Origin of the sequence: Desulfobotulus sp. (assembly GCF_034006065.1) — a bacterium.
In the GTDB taxonomy this organism is placed as follows: domain Bacteria; phylum Desulfobacterota; class Desulfobacteria; order Desulfobacterales; family ASO4-4; genus Desulfobotulus.
This window is the reverse complement of the sequence record NZ_JAVETM010000050.1, coordinates 1-19,172: the sequence shown is the minus strand read 5'-3', so window position 1 is coordinate 19,172 and position 19,172 is coordinate 1. Positions and strand designations below refer to the sequence as shown.

The 19,172-nt window shown below is 54.0% G+C and carries 15 protein-coding genes; 10 read left to right on the top strand and 5 right to left on the bottom strand.

Annotation, left to right across the window (positions count from 1 at the left end; genetic code table 11):
- The 10 genes from RBR60_RS14335 to RBR60_RS14290 form a co-directional block, all read left to right on the top strand.
- Positions 1-342: flagellin (locus tag RBR60_RS14335; protein WP_320357996.1), on the top strand; the 342-nt coding region annotated here is incomplete at its 5' end.
- Positions 343-571: 229 nt separating this feature from the next.
- A complete protein-coding gene (gene vapB / locus RBR60_RS14330; RefSeq protein ID WP_320357994.1) occupies positions 572-811 on the top strand; it encodes a type II toxin-antitoxin system VapB family antitoxin in 240 nt (79 codons plus the stop codon).
- Positions 804-1,205 carry a type II toxin-antitoxin system tRNA(fMet)-specific endonuclease VapC gene (gene vapC, locus RBR60_RS14325; RefSeq protein WP_320357992.1) on the top strand — a complete coding sequence of 134 codons (402 nt, stop codon included), beginning with the start codon at positions 804-806 and terminating at the stop codon, positions 1,203-1,205. Before vapB ends, vapC begins: the two co-directional genes overlap by 8 nt.
- Positions 1,206-1,246: 41 nt before the next feature.
- Positions 1,247-2,791 (top strand): ATP-binding protein, encoded by a 1,545-nt coding sequence (locus RBR60_RS14320; protein ID WP_320357990.1) that lies wholly within the window; start codon positions 1,247-1,249, stop codon positions 2,789-2,791.
- Between the two features lie 96 nt (positions 2,792-2,887).
- Entirely contained in the window at positions 2,888-3,190 is a 303-nt protein-coding gene (locus RBR60_RS14315) for a hypothetical protein (RefSeq protein WP_320357989.1), read from the top strand.
- A 382-nt stretch (positions 3,191-3,572) separates the two neighbouring features.
- Entirely contained in the window at positions 3,573-7,391 is a 3,819-nt protein-coding gene (locus tag RBR60_RS14310) for a flagellin (RefSeq protein ID WP_320357987.1), read from the top strand.
- A 261-nt stretch (positions 7,392-7,652) separates the two neighbouring features.
- Entirely contained in the window at positions 7,653-9,338 is a 1,686-nt protein-coding gene (gene fliD / locus RBR60_RS14305; protein ID WP_320357985.1) for a flagellar filament capping protein FliD, read from the top strand.
- Positions 9,339-9,377: 39 nt separating this feature from the next.
- Positions 9,378-9,944, top strand: coding sequence for a flagellar export chaperone FliS (fliS, locus tag RBR60_RS14300; protein ID WP_320357982.1), 567 nt, complete (start codon positions 9,378-9,380; stop codon positions 9,942-9,944).
- Positions 9,945-9,959: 15 nt separating this feature from the next.
- Positions 9,960-10,355, top strand: a complete 396-nt coding sequence (locus RBR60_RS14295; protein WP_320357980.1) for a hypothetical protein — start codon at positions 9,960-9,962, stop codon at positions 10,353-10,355.
- Positions 10,356-10,420: 65 nt separating this feature from the next.
- Positions 10,421-10,798, top strand: a complete 378-nt coding sequence (locus RBR60_RS14290) for a flagellar protein FlaG (RefSeq protein WP_320357978.1) — start codon at positions 10,421-10,423, stop codon at positions 10,796-10,798.
- A gap of 38 nt (positions 10,799-10,836) precedes the next feature.
- Here the strand turns inward: RBR60_RS14290 and fliW are convergent, their stop codons facing one another.
- The 5 genes from fliW to RBR60_RS14265 all read right to left on the bottom strand — a co-directional run.
- Positions 10,837-11,286, bottom strand: a complete 450-nt coding sequence (gene fliW / locus RBR60_RS14285; protein WP_320357974.1) for a flagellar assembly protein FliW — start codon at positions 11,284-11,286, stop codon at positions 10,837-10,839.
- Positions 11,287-11,302: 16 nt separating this feature from the next.
- Positions 11,303-11,578 carry a carbon storage regulator CsrA gene (csrA, locus tag RBR60_RS14280; RefSeq protein WP_320357972.1) on the bottom strand — a complete coding sequence of 92 codons (276 nt, stop codon included), beginning with the start codon at positions 11,576-11,578 and terminating at the stop codon, positions 11,303-11,305.
- A 16-nt stretch (positions 11,579-11,594) separates the two neighbouring features.
- Positions 11,595-14,654 (bottom strand): flagellar hook-associated protein FlgL, encoded by a 3,060-nt coding sequence (gene flgL, locus RBR60_RS14275; RefSeq protein WP_320357970.1) that lies wholly within the window; start codon positions 14,652-14,654, stop codon positions 11,595-11,597.
- 3 nt (positions 14,655-14,657) lie between these two features.
- Complete coding sequence (gene flgK / locus RBR60_RS14270) at positions 14,658-18,782, bottom strand: flagellar hook-associated protein FlgK (RefSeq protein ID WP_320357968.1); 4,125 nt, start codon at positions 18,780-18,782, stop codon at positions 14,658-14,660.
- Positions 18,783-18,784: 2 nt separating this feature from the next.
- Positions 18,785-19,172, bottom strand: a 388-nt coding sequence (locus RBR60_RS14265; protein WP_320357966.1) for a hypothetical protein, incomplete at its 5' end; no start/stop codon positions are given.

Here is a 19,172-nt window from a genome sequence, read left to right as displayed (position 1 = left end):
ACGGCCCAGCTGAGCGAAACGGAAATGCTGCGGCTCTCTGAGGTGAATGTTCTTACCCAGGAAGGCGCCCAGAAGTCCATCGCCATTGCGGACGCAGCCCTGAAGGATCTGGACAAAATCCGGGCGGATCTCGGTTCCGTACAGAACCAGCTTACGTCCACCATTTCCAACATCTCCACCACACGAGTGAACGTACTCTCCGCAGAATCCACCATCCGTGACGTGGACTTTGCCGAAGAATCCTCCAACTTCACCAAGATGCAGGTTCTGATGCAGGCAGGCACCTTCGCCATGGCCCAGGCCAACGCCAGCTCTCAGAACGTCATGAGTCTGCTCCAGTAAGCTAATCCCTACCCCTCATCTCAAAGCCCCTCTCCTGCGGGAGAGAGGTTGGGGTCAGGGGAACAGAAACCAAAGAACTCCCCTTGAAGTGGCTCTGGCCCTTCAAGGGGAGTTTTTACTTTCTGCCCAAAGGTCAAAAATCCTTCCCTGAAACCCACACCCCATGCTATATCCATTTGACATATGCCATTTTCGCCAATATTTTAAAGTATAAAAAAGGAGGTGCCCCATGGCCCATGGATCTATTTTCACAAACAACCGATCACAGGCAGTCAGGCTTCCTGCTGAAATGCGGTTTCCGGACACCATCAAAAAAGTTCATGTCCGTGCTGTTGGCAAAGACCGGATTCTGTCTCCCATTGAAAACACCTGGGACAGCTTTTTCATGTCCGATCAAAAGGTCACGGATGATTTCATGACGGAAAGAGCCTCACAGATTCAATCAGAAAGAGAAGATTTTGATGCTTAAATATATGCTTGATACCAATATGGTAATTTATGTCATAAAACGTAAACCATTAGATATTCTCGATAAATTCAACCAGAATACCAATCGTATGTGCATATCCTCCATAACCCTCGCAGAGCTTCTGCATGGCGTTGAAAAAAGCAGCAGATCCGAGCATAACCTCCGGCAGGTGGAAGACTTTGTTTCCCGGCTTGAAGTTCTTGACTATGGCGCAAAAGCCGCAGCACACTATGGAAGTATCCGGGCGGATCTTGAAAAACAGGGCACCCCCATTGGGGTCAACGACCTGCACATTGCCGGACACGCCCGTAGTGAAGGTCTTATTCTTGTCACCAACAACATGCGTGAATTTAAAAGGGTCGATGGCCTCTGCGTGGAAAACTGGGTACCGTGATCGGGCGCAGGGATCCTTCAATGGTCAAAAGGGACGCCGCCATGAAAAAACTGCCCATTGGCATACAGAGCTTTGAGGCCATCCGCTCCGAAGATCACTACTACGTGGATAAAACCTCTTTTGTGAAAAAACTTGCGGATGCGGGAAAATATTATTTTCTTTCACGGCCGAGACGCTTTGGTAAAAGTCTTTTCCTCGATACCCTGCACCAGGCTTTTTTGGGTAAAAAAACTCTTTTTAAAGGTCTTTACCTTGAAAACCACTGGAAATGGGACACCAGCCACCCCGTTATTCACATCAGTTTTGGCTCAGGGGTATTCCGGAGCCCGGAAGACCTTTCCCTTAAAATGGAATCCATTCTCATGGATATCCGGGAGGAGCATGGCATAAGCTATGAAAAGCGATCTCCCAACGACCGCTTCATGGAAGCCATTGTCAGAATTTCCCGTAAAACAGAAAAAAAAGTGGTGGTGCTCATTGATGAATATGACAAACCCATACTGGATCGCATCCACGATCAAGCCATGGCCAGCCTTATGCGGGAAGAGCTTAAAAACTTCTATGCGGTTCTGAAAGATGCAGACGCCCATCTGAAATTCGTTTTCATTACCGGTGTGAGCAAATTTTCCAAGGTTTCACTTTTCAGCGGCTTAAACCATCTCCAGGATATTACCCTCAACGACGCATACGCCACCCTCTGCGGTTATACGGAAGAGGAACTGCACCAGGTATTCAGCGACCGAATGCAGGGGCTGGACCCTGAAAACCTCCGGAGCTGGTACAATGGCTATTCCTGGCTGGGGGAAAAGGTTTACAATCCCTTTGCCATCCTGAACGCCCTGCAAACCCGCCAGATACGAAACTACTGGTTTGAAACCGCAACCCCCTCCTTTCTCATCGCCATTCTCAAAAAAAACAATTTCCACTCCTTTGATATGGAAAACGTGCAAGCCACAAGCGCCATTCTGGACAGTTTCGACATTGACCTCATCAGCCCCGAAACCCTGCTTTTTCAGACAGGCTATCTCACCATCAAAGGGGTGCGGCAGATCGGCCTGCTGACCCAGTACACCCTGGGCTACCCCAATATGGAAGTAAAATCCGCCCTGAACGATTCCCTCACCATCTATTTCATTGACGCCATCAGGCCCAGGGAAACTTCCAGAGCCCCTCTCTATGAAAGCCTCCTCAAGGGAGATCCGGATATCCTCCGTGACCACTTCCATGCCCTTCTCGCAGCCATTCCCCATGACTGGTACAGAAAAAACAACATACATGCCTATGAAGGTCACTATGCTTCCGTTTTTTACAGCTACCTTGCATCCATGGGGCTTGATATCACACCGGAAGAAAGAACAAACAAAGGCGGCATCGACTTAAGCCTGCGCATGGAAGACAAGGTGTACCTTTTTGAGTTCAAAATGGCAGAGGATGCCAGAGCGGCAGAGGCGGCGCTGGAACAAATCAGAAACAGGGGCTATCATGTAAAATACAAGGCTGAGGGAAAAAAAATCTATGCCATAGGCATGGCCTTTTCCGGGAAGGAAAGAAATCTTTCCGGTTTTTGCTGGGAAATTCTTCCATAAACGCTGGCGCGATTTTTGCTTTTATGTTCTGCAGGAAAACGCGCCAAGGGTCCATACCCTCAGCACTCCATCCCACAAGCCAAGGGAGGCCAAGCCATGACCATCCAGATGAACACCCACAACGTGCATACCCACAAGTCCATATCCAATGCCCCACACGACACTGCCAGAGGACCGCAGAAGACCGAAGAACATCCTCTGCCTCAAAAGACCAGGCTGCCCGAAGACAAAACCACCTTTTCCGCCCAGGCTCTGAGTCCGGCAACATCTTCCCAGCCCCTTTCTTCCTTTGAAGAGGATACAGTCATGGCAGGACTCCAGTCCCTGCCCAGACCGGAAAATCTTGCCACAGCCCATAATCCCATCAGCTACGAACGGGTTATGCAGCTCCTTGAGTAGCAAGAATTCTCAAAGCTCTGCAATCCCTCCCCACTGAACTCCAGAGATCAGCCCCCACGAACCTCCACAGAGGATTTTTTGGGGGCTTTCTCATGCCAACATGCATACAGACAAATCCCCCTCCCTTTCTCTCCCCAATCGGAAATTTTTGCCGCATTTTCCCCTTTTTTCCCCATCCGCCCAGAAACCTGCGACCTCACCCCTTATTCCATTTCAATAAAAACAACACCAAGATACTGATAATAAACAAGAAAACAAACACAAAAAACCTTGGCACCCATCTTGCTTTTTAGCTTGCCAACAAAGAGAGCACGCCAAAACGGCAAGGGGAAATGCCATTTGGCAGATTGATCTTACCCACATCCGCCAAAGGGGGAATACCATGGGTCTTCGAATCAACACCAACATCGCATCATTGACGGCGCACAAGCACCTTTCCAAGACCGATGGGCACCTGTCCACATCCCTGGAGCGTCTCTCATCGGGCCTGCGCATCAACAAAGCTGCGGACGACGGATCCGGCATGACCATTGCCGACTCCCTGAAATCCCAGGGCTTGGGCCTCGGCCAGGCCATCCGAAACGCCAGCGACGGCATTAATATCGTTCAGACAGCGGATGCCGCTCTGGAAGAATCCATCAATATCGTGAACACCATCAAGCAGAAAGCCATCCAGGCGGCCCAGGATGGACAGACCACAGACTCGCGCGCGGCCATTCAGTCCGACATTGACAAGCTCCTCCAGAACCTGGATACCATTGCCAAAAGCACCTCCTTTAACAACCAGAAACTTCTTTCCGGAGCTTTCACCAACAAAAAATTCCAGGTTGGGGCCTATTCCGGCGAGACGGTGAATATTTCCATTGCCGCCTCCCAATCCGACAAAATCGGCCACACCTCCGTCAGTAAAATGACCCTGAAGGACAATGAGCCGGGCCTTGTCAATCTTGCCATCTACTCCAACATCCTGGATAAGACCTTTGATCTTGAAACCGTTGAGGTGAAATACAGCAACAACCGTGAAAACAGCATGGGCGCTGTGGCCGATGCCTTAAATCGCCTCAGTGACGTCCTCGGCATTTCCGCCGCCGCCTTTGTCACTTCCACCACAGCCCTGAGCATTGCGGCAGGTGCAACGGATAAGGAATTTGCCATCAACGGTGTCACCATCGGATCCGTTGACGTAAAAAACAATGACGCTGACTACTCCCTGACCAAGGCCATCAATCAAAAAACAGCCCAGCACGGTATTGTTGCTTCCGTGGATTCCAGCGGCTACCTCACGCTGACATCCTCCGATGGCCGCGCCATTGATGTACGCACAGGCGGCCCGCAAACAGAAACCGTACTCCGGAACACCAACATGAGTACCACGGGCTATATTCAGGTAACACAGATGAGCTCAGCGGAAATCATCATCAACAACGTAGGTGGCGGAAATGCCATAGCCTTTGAAAACAGTATTCAGATTCAGGGGAACTCCCAGGCAACCACGCTGGAATCCGTACTCAAAGAAGGCTCTGTTCTCGCAAAAAACAGCGAACTGGCCGCAGGCTTCACCACGGGCCAGACCCTTACCGGTGCAGACATCAAGGGCAACAGCATCAACACCACCCAGGAAAGTCTTCTGACAGAAGGCTCTGTCATCGTAGCCAACTCCCTTCTGGCCGCAGGATCCACCATCGGCGGACAGGCAAGGATAGGCGAGACCCAGGCCACCACAGGCACAAGCATCCTGACCAAAGACTCAGTCATCAGGGCAGATTCAGAAATTGCAGCCAACTCCATCCTGGGTGGCAGAGCAGTCTTAAGCGGCATCACGGAAAGTACCATCGGCGACTCTCTCATCATGCAGGGCTCCAGACTGGGATCAGGCACCATCATTGCCGCAGATTCCACCCTTGGCGGTAAGATCACCATCACAGGAGATACGGGATACACCAGCAAAGAGGCCCATATCACCGCAGGTTCAAAACTGACAGAAGATTCCGTCATCAGCAAGGACACCGTACTGGGTGGCCAGGTAACTCTGAAAGACGAAACATACAGCCAGACGACCAGCGACAGCCTGATCACCGCAGGAAGCAAAATTGGCTCTGGCACCATCATTGCGGCAAACAGCACTTTGGGTGGAGAAGCCACCCTGGCATCCGCCACCACAGCCCTGGGTGACAGAGAGGGTTTGATTAAAAAGGGCTCTGTCCTCAGTTCCGGCTCTGTCATCGCAGCAGGTTCCACCTTCGGCGGCACCGTTGCCATCGCATCCGCTGCCACCATGACAGAGGAAAGCACCATCGCCCGCAACTCAACCATTGTTTCAGGATCCACTATAGGTGCCAATACGGTATTGGGTGGAACGGCTCATGTCTCTGGCGACACAAACACAACAGAGGCAAGCTTCAATATCACAGGCATCCTGGCATCAGGCTCATCACTGGGATGGGACACCATTCTCGCCAACGGACAGACCCTTGCCACAGGGGATATTCATCAAGGATACAAGACCATCACCGGGGACGGCAACCTCACCCTGCGCCAACTGGTGGAGGCAAATGGCGATATCATTGGTGCTACCATTACTCTCAGTGGCGACCTTACGACCACTGCGGGTATCAAGGAGCTTGCCATCGGCTCAACCCTCAATGCAGGATCCAGGCTCAATGCAGGCTCCAGCCTCGGAGCAGACATTGTTCTCAGCTCCGACATGACCGTTAACAACGATATGGTGGTACAGAGCAATACCGTGCTTGCAACAGGAACCAGTATTGCACTGAATTCAAAACTCTCCGTCAATGCCACCATTGCAGGCGGTGCTTCCAAGTCCCTTCTGACAGACATGACCCTGACACAGGGCTCCACACTTGCCACTGGCAGCACCCTCAGGGAAGGCTCAAGAATTGACACATCCATCGAACTCGGAAATACCATGGATGTAGATACCACAATGACCCTCAATGCAGGATCCACACTGTTCTCCAAAGCGGGTCAAAAAACCGTACTGGAGCAGGGTTCACGGATCAATGCAGACATCACCGTTTCAGGAGACGCTGACATAACAGCAGATATGACCCTCAATGCGGGATCCATGCTCAAAGACGGTTCCGTTTTAAATACGGACAGTCGCATAGATCAGGAGATTACGGTTAAAGCAGGAAATGTCACAACCCTGGATAAGAACATGATTTTAAAGGGGGGATCTAAAATCAATGAAGATTCCCGACTGGAAGCCGGAAGTTCTGTAGGCGCAAAAATCACCCTCAAACAGGATCTTCGCCTTGGGATTGATATGATCGTAAATGAAGGATCCATTTTCAAAGGGGACACCCGTCTTGAAGCAGGCTCCCGTATCGGTGCGGATGTCACCATCCGCAACAACATGACCCTGATACAGGATAGCAGTATCAGCGCAGGCTCCACCCTGGTTGCTTTCAACGCCTTTAAAGCCGAAGCAGGCTCCATGATCGGAGGCCGGGCGGATCTCGCCAATGATGTCACCATCACCGCAGACTTCATTCTGGCCAAAGGCTCTGTCATGGCTGACAACACCGTACTTGCCAATGGCTCGACCATTGGTGGAACCATCACCCTCAGAAATGACGAAACCGTTTCGCCAGAAACCAATCTTCTGGTAGCTGCGGGCAGCATCCTGAGAGAGGGCAGTATTCTCGCAGAAAATACGTTGCTGGCCATGGATGTAACGGATGCCGAAGGCAACCTCCACACAGCAGGTACGGTATTGAGACAGAACATTACCCTCCCAAAAGATACCAGGGTGGAACAGGACATGACCCTGCAGAACGGCTCCGTACTCAAGGCTGGAACGACTCTTGCCGCCAACGACGCCAAGTCCGGCACTGCGGAAGCACAGATCGGGGACACGGAAATGCTGAGGCTCTCCCAGGTGAATGTCATGAACCAGGAAAACGCCCAGAAGGCCATCGCCATCGCGGATGCCGCCCTGAAAGACCTCGACAAGATCCGGGCGGATCTCGGCTCCGTACAGAATCAGCTGGCGTCCACCATCTCCAACATTTCCACCACGCGGGTGAACGTGAACGCCGCAGAATCCACCATACGGGATGTGGACTTTGCCGACGAGTCCGCCACCTTCACCAAGATGCAGGTTCTGATGCAGGCAGGCACCTTCGCCATGGCCCAGGCCAATGCCAGCTCCCAGAACGTCATGAGCCTGCTCCAGTAAGCAAGACCCCGGGCGTTCCCCCGCCCAGGCCGGGGCGGTATCTTAAAAAAGCCGCCCCGTTTTACCAGGAGGGCATTCCCCTGCCCGGCCGAGATGGCCTCTCCCGCAAGGGAGGGGTCTATCTGTTCATGACCTATGGAAAAAAGATCACAAATATCTTAAGGTTTCATGGACGTATGGCCGATACAAAGGACATGACATGGGGAAAGGCCCGGCACCGGAGTTCCGGTCATTCCGAAGACTTCCCCGAAGGAGGAAACCATGGCACTGGGAACCATCAGCAGCATCGGACTTGGATCCAGCCTTGATCTGCAGAAAATGCTGGATGATCTGCGGGGCATTGACGAGTCGCCCATCAAGAAAAACGAAGAAAACCGCACCTTGATACGCACCCAGGCAAACACCCTGGACAGCCTCAATGCCAAACTCATGGGAATCCGGTCTTCGGCGCGCACCCTTTCCCTCGCATCCAGTTTCCTTGGCCGTAAGGTAACTTCAGGAAAAGAAGACGTGGTGACAGCCACGGCCGCATCGGGCATCGCTTCGGGCAATCATACCCTGGACGTTCAATCTCTGGCCCGCAAAAGCGCCTGGCAGAGTGCTGGCTTTGACAGTCCTTCTTCCATGGTATACGGCCATCCGGAAACAGGACTGCTTTCCGGAGAAAGCAAGGCGGTGGACACAGCCACAAGCTTCAGCTTCACCTTTGGCCCCAGCGATACCGCCATTGAGGTGGACATCCAGGCAGGAGCCACCCTGGACGAAGTGGCCGAAGCCATCAACGGTGCTGCGGGCAATGCAGATGAAGCAGGCGCGCCCCTTGTGAAGGCTTCCGTGGTGAAAGGACCGAACGGTGCCTACATCCGCATGGCAGCCGCAGATCCGGATGACAAAACCAACCAGCAGATTCTCATGGAAGGTGAGGGACTCAACTTCATCAAGCCCGACCTTTCCTTTTCATACCAGCTGGGTGTGGAAAATCAGCCGGTCTATGTTTCTGTGGCCGCAGGCAGCACCTACGAAAACCTTGTGAATACCATCAATGAAAAAGGGGAAAACTATGGCATGCAGGCCGCCATCATCAATGACGGCAGCGGCGCCAAGGGATACCGCTTCACCCTTACCTCCAGGGACACAGGAGAAGCCAACCGCATCTTTCTGGATGGCCTTGCCATGGAAGAAGTTCAGGGAAAGGACGGGGAATCCCTGAACGCCCGGTTCACGGTGAACGGCATTGCCTACCAGCGCAACAACGACAAAGACATCAATGATGTCATCCCCGGCCTCACCCTGAACCTGCAAAGCGAAGGAAAGGCCACCCTCACCGTCAAGGCAGACTACGAAGGGGTTAAAACCGCCATCACGGAAATGATGGAAGGTCTGATGGCCTTTTCAGGCGAACTGGTAAAACACAGAATCCGTGAACCGGAAAACGATGATGAAGGGCTTCTGAACAATGTCGCCTCGGTCCGGACTGTGCAAAGCGAACTCAACAACCTTCTCTCTCAGCCCATGAGCGGTAGCCGCAGCGGTATTTCCTCTCTTTTTGACCTGGGGCTTTCCATTGACAGCACAGGCCAGATTTCCTTTGATGAAAGCAAGCTGGATGCGGCCCTTGAAAATGATCCCGACAGTGTGCGGAAATTCTTCATCGGGGATGCGGATCTGGGCGTAAAGGGCTTTGGGGATATGTTCAATGACAGGCTTACGGAAATGACTTCCGACACCGGCGCCTTTTCCCTGGAAAAAAACACCATGGAAGAAAGGGCCAAACGTCTGGACACCACCATTGAAAACGCCAAAACCAGACTTGATCGCAAATACGAGATTATGACCCTGCAGTTTATCCGTCTCGATAAATCCATCAGCGCCCTCAACAATCAGGCCGACTTCATGAAAAACATGTTTGATTCCTTTAACAACGCAGCAAACAGCAATAAAAAATAAACCCAAGACCCCACCCCACATCCCAAGGAGGGCGTTCATATGAGTGCAGCAACCGCATACAAAACCTACCAGAGCAACCATTTCGACGGCATGGATCCCAGGCGCCTTATCCTCATGCTCTACGATGGTGCCCTGCGCTTTCTTAAGGGGGCTCGGGAAGGAGCTCTGGAAAACAACCCCCAGAAACGCGGAGAAAACCTGGGGCGGGCCATTGCCATCATCGGTGAGCTTCAGGCCTCTCTCAATCCCAACATGAACGATGATGCAACGGAATTTCTCCGGGGACTTTACACAAGCATCCTTACGGAATTGCCCAAAGCATCCCTGAACAACAACGTAAAACCCATTGAGCAGACCGAACGATATATTGCCCAGCTGCGCAAAATCTGGGCCGAACAGGTCATGGCCCTGCCTGCTGCGGAAACCAATGCCGTCAAAACAACCTTAAACCAGCAGCCTGCCGCCGCTCCTGCGGCCAAAGCACCCGCAGATCCGGCACCCCAGCCCCATCCTCCGACAGCGCAGACGCCCGCAGCTCCGGCGTCTCCCGGATATGGCAGCAAAGGGCAGGCCATGCGAAATTACGGTCGCAGTTTCACCGCATAAAAAAGGTGGTTTCCTATGGATTTTTTACCCCAGGATCTGCTAAACAGCTTTGACGTGTATACGCACATGCAGGGAGAACACCTGAAGGCGCTGGAAGCCCCTGAGCCGGACATTGAAACCATGAATTTTGAACGGTCCCGGAACTTTGCGGAACTGGAGCAGCAGCTCCGCAGCCTTCTGCGTCAGATGCAGACTCCGGCCTTTTCGGACGAGGTCCGTGCAGATATGGCCCAGGCCTGCAACCGTCGCATCCAGACCCTGCTGGACAGGGATGCCATCATCACCGAAGGCATACGTCAGCACAAAACCACTCTCTCCCGCCAGATGCAGGAGCTGAAAAAAGGAAAGACAGCCGTGAACGGATACGGCGCAGCAGCCCAGGGCAGAGCGCTTGTCCGCCTTTCAGGTTAGTCTTCCACCACAATCGACATCCCAAGCCCCTTGCACAACAGGGGAATGAGAAAGGGGAGGATCCCATGGAAATTACATCCACCCAGGGCGTAAAACAGGCAGGGGATCTGAATAAAGTACGCAGTGTTTCCGAACCTGAGGCAGTACAGGAAAATAAAACCCGCGCCAACCATGAAAACACGACGCTGAAACCAGAAAAGAAAAAAGAAAAAGCCACCCCTATGGAAGAGGTGGAAAAGGCAACCCGTGAGCTGAATCAATACATGGATGAATTGAAGACCAGCCTTGGTTTTTCCATCCATGAAAAAACCAAAGAGCTGATGGTGAACATCATCAACCGGGACACCAAGGAAGTGATCAAACAGATTCCGCCGGAAGAGCTTGTCACCATACGGGAAAAAATGGCCGAACTTGCGGGCATTCTTCTGAATGAAAGGGTCTGATTCCGGCAAAACCGATCAGACCCCCATGCTGATTTTTCTCATACCACAGGATGTTCAAAGGAATAGTGGGTGTCATACATGACAACCTGCACGGCCTGCTTTTTTTTCGCGTTCACAAGCAAGGGACTCACCAGATTGGCCACCAGCCTCAAGGCGGCTTCTTTCTTCGGATTTTCCGCTTCTTCCGAATACATACGCACCACAACGTACAACAGAAGATCTTCCCTCGACTCCTCCGTCCACCCCATTTCCTCCTGCACCGGTTCCACATCCACAGCATAGTCGGGCTTAAAGAGATAGGGATCCATGAGCATCAGGGCAATCTCCGGTTCATCCACGCACTGGAGCCAGCAGAAGGGTCTGCTGTCTTCCTTGTCCAGAATCACAAAGCGATCCTCCCCCGGAAATCCCGCCAGACCATAGGGCATATGAAGAATTTTTTCTTCTTCCACGGTGACCACGCCAAATTTCGCTGTCTGAATCTGCATAGGGCCTATCTCCCGTTTAAAATTGATGGTTTGTTTCATCCCCGCCCCTGGCATCTTCCCTGCGTTCCTTCCACAGGCGCAGAGCAGCGTCCATACGCTGGCTCCGCACATCCTCCATGGCCGCAAGGTTGGCTTCTTTCACCCGCTCAAAAACCTCTTCCCTGTGAATGGCGATGCTCCTCGGGGCCTTAATCCCCAGCTTCACCACTCCCCGGCCCATCTCCAGCACCTGAATGACAATGTCCTCTCCGATGCGGATCTGCTCTCCGGCTTTTCGCGTCAGTATCAGCATGGGATGCCTCCAGCCCTTACAGGTAATCCATCAGGCTCATCTTCATGATCTTTGCTGTGGAACTCATGGCCGCCTGATAGGCAAGCTCTCGGGACTGCAGGTTCATGATGGCTTCGATCATGTCCGCATCCTCAATCTGAGATCTGCGCTCCGTCAGGGAGAACTTCATATCCACATGGATTTGTTCCTGAATTTCAAGACGATTGTAACGGATACCCGTATCCGCATGCAAGGAATTTAAATGCTTAAAGGAAGTCTCCAGCCGCTGCAGCCCCTGTTCCAGGCCTTCCACATCATTGGCCGTAAGATCCGCCATAAGATCGTTGAGGGTTCTGAACAGACTCCACTCCGCTTCCCGGTTACTGGTCATGGGCGCAAAGGAAAGATCCCTTGCATCAAACCCCAGAAGCCCGGCCATACTCTGGCCGCTTCCGCCCTTCTCCGGTGCACGGTTTTCCCCGCTTGCAAAAAGAAGATCCAGAGACTGAAGACGGTCCGCCTCTTCCCGGATGGAAAATTTACCCGTGAGTGCATCATAGCCCACAGAATATTTTATACCAAATCCTTTATTCCGGGATTCCGTTTCCATGGCTCTTTCCACGGCCGCAGCCAGGTCTTCCATGCTCGTATAAACCCCTTCGGGCAGGGTGGCGCTCAGCTCACAAAAAGCGTCCTTATCGCCTTCCTTCAGCACTTCCCTGAAATCCAGCTTGTTGTTATCCCCGGTCACCACCACCCGCACCACGCTCCGATCGCTGCCGGGAAACACCGTACTCTCATCCTGATTCGGATCAAAACCCAGGGTTTGCGCCAGACTACGCTCCGCATTGGGACCGCTTTTCCATAAAAGACGGGTTTCTCCCATCCCTTCGCCACCGCCCCGGATGGAAAATCGGTTGTTCGCCGCATCATATCCCACCACATAGGCGATGCCCGAAGGCGAGGCCTCCCGCATGTAAGCCTGGATATCCGCTGCAAGGGCAAAGGGATCGGAATATTCCTTATCCGGCAGCACAATGGAAATCACCTCTCCGGCCTTACCCTGTTCATCCACCTCCTGAAAATCCAGACGTTTGTTCTGACTATCCAGGGTAAAAAGGCGGGCTTCAGTCTCCGCCTCATAGGGGACCCCTCCCGCAATGCTCACATCGGCACCGCCCTCATAGCCCAGCACAGACCGGATGCTCCGCGCTGCGTCCTCGCCCGTTGCCCAGAGAAAGGTCACACTGTCTGCAGAACCATCCTCTGTGATGGAAAATCGGCGGGTTGCCGGATCATAGCTTGTCGTGTAAGCCACACCATTGGCCGAAGCCAGGGTCAGGGCATCAGAAACCGCAGCTTCAAAATCCGCAATGCTCCGGTAAGAACCCGCAGGAATCACCGCGCTCAGAGGTCCGGAAGCCACGCCTCCCACGGTTTCTTCAAAATTGATACGGTTGTTTTCCGATGTCACCTTGAAAAGCACAGGCGAAGTGCTGCTCTGGGGATAGGTCAGAACATCATTTTGTACATCAAAGCCAAGGGTTTCAGCACTGCTGGAAAGACCTGCGCTCGGGCCTGTGCGCCACAGAAGCTCAAGCCGGGTGAGATCCCCCCCGTCCTCACGGATGAAAAAACGGCTTTTTTCCGCATCATAGCTCACCGCATAGGAAACCCCATTGGGAGAAGCCGCTTCCATGGCCCTCTGGATCTCCGCAGTCAGAGCCTTCATATCTCCGTACACGCCGGGTGTCAGAACCGCTGTTGTCTGAATCCGATTGCCCAGGTCGTCGGTTTCCGCAAAATCAATGTGAAGATTGCTGGCATCAATCTCCATTTCCGTAATGGAATCCGGCCTGAAACTGCTGATCGGTGGATTCAAAGAAGTATTGGCCCCATAAAAACCCATATCCCGGCCAATGGAGGTATTGCCCTTGAAAGTGGCCATGGAAAAATAAATGCTGTCTCCGGAACGGATGGCGTCCATATCCACGGAAATCTCCAGATCCGGGCTCCCATTGTCCGTGAGGTCCAGCCGGATCATTCCGTTTTCAGGCGTGATTTTTGCGGGCAGCACATACCCGGGGTTGTCCTTTACAATGAAACTTCCGCTCCCATCCCAGACCAGGCGCATGGGCTTATCCGTTTCCGTGGCCTTCAGGATCGCCGATGGATTTTTAAGCGTAATCCCAAGACTTTCCGGAGGAATGCTTCCCGTAACCCCCGCATTTTCGATGCGCGGTTCCCCGCCGGTCTGCCACAGGATTTCCGACCGTGTGAAGCTTCCGTCTCCCCCTCCCGTCTCCCGGATGGAAAAGGACTGATTTTCTGCATCATAGGTCACGGCATAGCTCAGGCCATACCCTTCCTTTGCGGACAGGGCGTTCATGCGGTTTTCCACCTCCTGGGCAAGATCCTTTCCCGTGTAGGAGCCTGTGGGCAGCTCCAGGGTCATGGTTTTACGGAAAGCGGGCCCCAGCCCCTTATCTTCCTGAAAAACCAGGGTATTGTTGGTGCTGTTCACATCCACGTAATCCGTATAAAAAACCCTGGATCCATCCCGCCCCACTTCCACGGCTTTGTTTTCTCCGGTGCGGATCCGGAAAGCTTCGTGATCGCCTTCGTAGCTCACATAGGGGGGACTGGTCGTATCATGGTAGACAAAGGGCGGCGCGTCCATGCGGGAACCGCCAAAGATATAATTGCCATTCACCCGGGTGTTCCCGAGATCCACCACCTGACGGAGGATGGTATCAATCCTTGAAACCGCATCGCTGCGCTCCTGGGGACCTGCGGAAGCAGTGATGAGTTTGCTTACCTCAAGATTCACCTCTGTGATCAGATCCTTCAAACTGTCCATGGCCGCATCCGTGGCATTCAGCCAGGTTTTACCCACCCCGATGTTCTTATCCAGCTGGGCCATGCTGCTCACCGAAGACTTCAGGTGCATGACCTGGCTCAGGCCCACGGGATCATCCCCAACGCCCTGGATCCTTTTTCCCGTGATCACGGTTTCATTGGCCTTGAGCATGTCGGAACTCAGATTGCCCAGGCGGTATTGGGAGGTATCAAAGAGTATTTTATTGGGTACGCGCATGGATCACCTCATATTGACCAGGGTGCTGAGCATTTCATCGGAAACCGTGATCAGTTTGGCCGCCGCAGTAAACGCCTGCTGATACTTGATAAGATTCACCATTTCCTCATCCAGAGAGACGGCGGAAAGGGAATCCCGCTGCTGACCAAGATTGGACATCATCACGGCATAGAAACTTAAAGATCGCTGTTCCGTCTGATACCTCACTCCCAGGGAGCTCACCATCATCTGATAGTAACCTTCCAGAGAAGCGTCGGCCTGGGCGGAAACCGCCTTGCCATTGCGGGAAAAACGCCATTCCTCAAAACGGATGGTAACATCCTGAAGATCGGACAATGCCCTGGCCATGCTGTTGTCACCCTTGCGGAGTTCTCCGGTTGCGGGGTCCAGGCTGCCTGCGTTGATGTTCTTCAGCTCTGCCAATCTTCCGTTCACTTCCATGGTTTTGGCGTCTGTGCCCGTAAAAAAGGTATTCAGGCCAAGGGCTGCGGCAAGCCCGCTGTCATGGGCCGCATCACCAGAAAAGGCAAAACCGTAATGTTCCGGATTTCTTTTCAGGATATCAAATTCCACATGACCCGAACCTGTGACCGGCTGATCAAAGGAAAGATGAATATCCGCAAGCCCGTTGCCCGTAAGGTCAATGCCAAACCCCGAATCGTGCCCTCCGGGCGGCACCAGTTGGGCCACGCCATAGGTATAGTCGTTCTGAATGGACCAGTTTCCAGACCCATCCCTGGCCAAACGGAAATCCAGGGCTTCCTCACTGAGGGCCGTGGCGTCGAGCACACGAACCTGGGTATTCACATCACAGAATCCATTCACACCCGAGCAGCCCACATCGGAAATTTCAAACGTAGGAGACTGGGTTGTAAAGGAAAGACTGCCATCAGCCAGAACCTTTGCCGTCACCCCTTCGCTCTGGCGGTTAAACTGGGCCGCAAAGCTGTCTGTGGTCCAGTGCCAGTCCGAGGCCCGCATCAGGCTTCCATTGCCTGCGGCATCCGTTTCAATGATAAAAATATCGTTTTTAAAAAGCATACCGGACTCAAAGCCAAGACGCATGCCATCCACTTCCACGTAGATGGGTGGCTTGGTGCGACTGTCCACCTCCACAGTCACCTCCCCATGGCCGTACCGACTCTCCCACATCAGGGTGACAGTTTCCTCACCCAGGGCCCCGCCCGGAGGTTTCACGGTAAAAACATAGCTGTCATTCACACTGCCAGCCCGGCCTTTCACCGTCATGTCCAGATGGGAAACCCTCCCGTTTTCATCCGTATTCACGGAAAAAGTATTGCCCGCCACCAGGGTTCCCGGAGAAAACTGAAAGGCAAGATCCCCTTCCACCCCATAGGGACCGGAATCCCGCACATCAATGCGACCGGATACCCCCGTGTATTGCCCGTCCGCATCATACTTTCGCCATTCAACGGCAGCTCCCGTGCCAAACACCGCAGATTCCGCAGACCTCAGCCCCCCGCTCTCCAGAAGCACGGTGGCGGGTCCTTCCAGTCCGAATCCGCTGCCCGTCACCACCCGCAGGGAGGCATCCCCTGTGGTGTCATCAAAATCCGCAAGTCGGATGGCTTCCCCATCCGTCCTCAGAATGGACACCGCAGCACCCGTCTGCGTGATCCGGTACAGGGCGGGATCCAGACCCGCAGCCTTCAGAGCGTTCACAAGTTCGTCTGCAAAATCCTTATCCTGGGTATGGGCCGCATCCACCGCATAACTCACCTGCATGCCATCCACCACAAAGGAAACCGTATCTCCTGCATTGAAACCGCCAAACCCTCCGTCTCCTCCCAGGGTGAGTACGGCATTTCCCGAAGGAACCGGCAGATTGGCCGCCCCACTGAAAAGACTCCCGAATCCTGGCTGGGCATCCGTGGCAAGCGTCATGCCCGGTGCTGCAAAAATGGTGAGAGAAGACGTCTTGACCGCCGAATCCACCCCGCCGCTCACAAGGAGGGCTCCATCCGCAGCCAGCGCGCCTGCACCAAGGACATCCGGCGCCACGCCCGCGCCCGAAGCCCCTCCTCCCGAAGGTGCTGTCAGCACGATACTTCCGGAATCCACGCCGTTCACCAGGGTTCCGGAAGCGCCGGTGAGGGTGAAGCCCCCATCCTCGCTGCCTCCGTGGGTCGCCAGATCCGTAAGATCCAGTGCCTTGCCTCCGGATCCCCAGATTTCCACACCCGTGCCTGCACCATTGAGAGCCCAGGAAATCCCCTGCGCCTTCAAAGCACTGCTTTCCCGGTTCAGGGCGGCCACAAGATTCCCGGCGGAAAGGCTCTGGTCCGCCACAAGCTGAAAGGTGATTTCCACGCCGCCCAGGGTAAAGGTGGCAGATCCCGGCCCGCCCCCATCTTCCACAAAATTATCCAGGGTGATGCGGGCATTGTCCACAACCTGAAAATCTCCGATCCCGAGATTCTCACCCGCATGACTTTTCAGTACAAAAACATTGGGATCTGCCATGGCGTCGTGGTCCAGCGTAAGATCCGATGCCCCATCCACCACAGCCCGCAGGGCATTTTCAAAGTTGGCCCGGGTAGTGGCGTCATCGCTTCCCACACGGAAAACCACCTCTTCCCGAATGCTCCCCGAAGCCAGGGTAAAGCGCACCTCATCAAAGGCCTCCATACCCGCCACGCCGGGAAGAAGGCCTGCAATGTCAAGGGTCATCTGGTTGGGCAGGCTGTAGGCCTGCAGGCCATCCACACCATTCAAAGCCGCAGCAATGGCCGCGGCAGAAGGCGCGACCATGCCTTGGGTCTGCCCCACCTCAAGGGTCTGCACCTGACCATTGCCATCGGTGATGGTCAGGGTCTGACGCCGTATGGCCTGGGTGAGGGCCGCGTCCATGCTTTCTGCCGTCTGCACGGATGCAAGATTTTCACCGTCGGCAAGCCACAGAGACTCTCCGGTGGTTCCGCTGCGCACCACCGTAAAATCATAGCGCACGCTTTCCAGGTCCGGAGCAGACCCTGTCCACCCCTGGGGCTGGGCCGAAGACAATCCCATATCCACCACGCTCTGCGCATAGGTGGACGGGCTGCTGCCCTTGTTTTCCACCCAGAGTCCGAAATCCTTGGTGTAATCCACACGATCCCCATAGGGAAGTGTGGCCAGCCAATTGCTTTTCTGGGGCGCATAACTTCCATTCAGACTACCTGTGATGTACTGGGTTCCTGCGCCCTGGCTGTGCAGGCGATTCACGTTCCATATGGTTTCCCGGGCAAGGGCGTCCATCTCCTGACGGTAACGGGGCAACTCCACATCCCGCATTTCCAGCCATCCGCCCAGGGCTCCGCCTTCAATGCGTGCTGTAATATCCACATATCCACCAGAGGACGACTGCCACTTGACCTGGTTGCCCTCAAACTTCAAGGCATAGGAAGACGTGCCAGATACCAGGGAAAACCCCCCCGCTGTGGTTACGGTGATGGCTCCATTGGACCCTTCAAAGTTCTTGATATCCACCCACTGGGACAGCTCTTTGAGCAGAGAGTTTCTGAGATCCCGGTTGTCATTGGATGTTCGGCTCGTCTCCTGGCCCATGATGGCCTGATTCAGGCGTGCAATCTCAGAGGTGATGCGATTCACCTCTCCGATCCCCGCCTGGATATCCTTGTTCAGATCCTGCTCCAGGTTCCAAAGATCCTGGTCCATGAGATTGAAGCGTTCGGTGAGCTTCATGCCGTTTTCATAGACATTCATCCGCTCCGCAGCCCCGCCGGGGTTGTTGGCCAGGGTATTCCAGGAATCCCAGAACTCCGGCAGAAGGCGGCTCATGCTGGTTTCCGAGCTTTCGTTGAACATATTGCCCAGGGTTTTCATATAGGCCATGAAGGCCTCGGAAGCTGAATAGGCAGACTGTTGGGTTGCGATGCGGTCTTCAAGGAGCTGATCCGCGGTCTGACGGATCTGCTGACTGGACACACCACTTCCGATGAGAAAACCGGACTGGGAAATGGGCGCATTGGCCGCCTGGGGAACGGACTGACGGGAAAAATCCGGGTTGTTCACATTGGCGATGTTATGGCCTGTGACATTCAGCCCCAGCTGCTGGGCAGAAAGCCCCTGCCTTGCAATATTCAGGGTATGGTTGATTCCGGCCATGGCTAAACCCTCCGGTTCACATAAGCATTCCCCGCTCCGGGCATACGGCGGTTCCGATCATATCCTGCGGCCTGGGCGGGTCGCATGAAAACAGCCATCATCTCGTCCACCACATCCAGGCAAAGCCTGAGATAACCCAGATTGGCGTCCGCCGCAGCCCGGACCTGCTGTTTCAGAGCCGCTGTCCGCAGCACATAGGGCTCAAGGTCCGCTGCCTCTGCATGGGAAAGGCGCTGGATCAGCAGGTCCGTCCTGAAAGTTCCGGTGGGCATGTCCAGGGAACGCCCTGCCTGCTCCATGGCCCGGAAAATCCGCTCCCGGATGGCCATAATCCCGCCCGCCACGGCCTGTTTTTCTTCTGCCATGGACCAGAGAGGCGCAACATTCCCT

What these genes read in the sequence shown, in the direction of transcription:
- fliS (WP_320357982.1), top strand. Translation starts at nt 9,378, where the DNA reads ATGAGTGCAGCAACCGCATACAAAACCTACCAGAGCAACCATTTCGAC.
- csrA (WP_320357972.1), bottom strand. Translation starts at nt 11,578, where the DNA reads ATGCTGATACTGACGCGAAAAGCCGGAGAGCAGATCCGCATCGGAGAG.
- RBR60_RS14290 (WP_320357978.1), top strand. Translation starts at nt 10,421, where the DNA reads ATGGAAATTACATCCACCCAGGGCGTAAAACAGGCAGGGGATCTGAAT.
- fliD (WP_320357985.1), top strand. Translation starts at nt 7,653, where the DNA reads ATGGCACTGGGAACCATCAGCAGCATCGGACTTGGATCCAGCCTTGAT.
- fliW (WP_320357974.1), bottom strand. Translation starts at nt 11,286, where the DNA reads ATGCAGATTCAGACAGCGAAATTTGGCGTGGTCACCGTGGAAGAAGAA.
- RBR60_RS14295 (WP_320357980.1), top strand. Translation starts at nt 9,960, where the DNA reads ATGGATTTTTTACCCCAGGATCTGCTAAACAGCTTTGACGTGTATACG.
- flgK (WP_320357968.1), bottom strand. Translation starts at nt 18,782, where the DNA reads ATGGCCGGAATCAACCATACCCTGAATATTGCAAGGCAGGGGCTTTCT.
- RBR60_RS14315 (WP_320357989.1), top strand. Translation starts at nt 2,888, where the DNA reads ATGACCATCCAGATGAACACCCACAACGTGCATACCCACAAGTCCATA.
- vapC (WP_320357992.1), top strand. Translation starts at nt 804, where the DNA reads ATGCTTAAATATATGCTTGATACCAATATGGTAATTTATGTCATAAAA.
- flgL (WP_320357970.1), bottom strand. Translation starts at nt 14,654, where the DNA reads ATGCGCGTACCCAATAAAATACTCTTTGATACCTCCCAATACCGCCTG.
- vapB (WP_320357994.1), top strand. Translation starts at nt 572, where the DNA reads ATGGCCCATGGATCTATTTTCACAAACAACCGATCACAGGCAGTCAGG.
- RBR60_RS14310 (WP_320357987.1), top strand. Translation starts at nt 3,573, where the DNA reads ATGGGTCTTCGAATCAACACCAACATCGCATCATTGACGGCGCACAAG.
- RBR60_RS14320 (WP_320357990.1), top strand. Translation starts at nt 1,247, where the DNA reads ATGAAAAAACTGCCCATTGGCATACAGAGCTTTGAGGCCATCCGCTCC.